Consider the following 466-nt stretch of genomic DNA (forward strand, 5'->3'; position numbering starts at 1 on the left):
CCGGCGCGATGCCGTCGAGCCCGGCGGCCGTGCGGGCGAGGTCCGGGTCCAGGGTGCCGGCGGACCGGGGGGCCGCCACGCTGCTCAGGCCCTCGCGCCAGCCCTCCCGGGAGAAGGCGTTGCGGATGGATTTCACGCCGTCGACCGTATCCCGGGCCAGGGCGGACGGGCTGAAGCCTTCCTTGATGTTGCTCCAGTTCGGCAGCTTGCCCTTGGGCATGGCGGCCATGGCGCGGGCCGCTTCCTTGCCGCGGACCGACCCCTGCGCGCCGCGGTTGGCGAGGTTCCAGGCCTTGTTGGTCTTCATGCCGGACCGCACGGCGTTCTTGTAGAGATTGCTGCGGGCCAGCGCCTTGCTGCCGGCGGCCACGCCCTTGGCTCCCGCCATCGCGGCCCGCCCGAGACCGAAGGTGGCGACACCGACGGCGTCCAGGATGACGGACTTCCAGCTGCCCTCACCGCCCAG

At 72.7% G+C, this 466-nt stretch carries 1 pseudogene; it reads right to left on the minus strand.

The window, feature by feature from the left end:
- Nucleotides 1-466 (minus strand): annotated as a pseudogene (locus LPA54_RS37865) (hypothetical protein); the annotation flags it as partial.

The organism is Streptomyces sp. DH12 (assembly GCF_020873895.1).
Classification (GTDB): domain Bacteria; phylum Actinomycetota; class Actinomycetes; order Streptomycetales; family Streptomycetaceae; genus Streptomyces.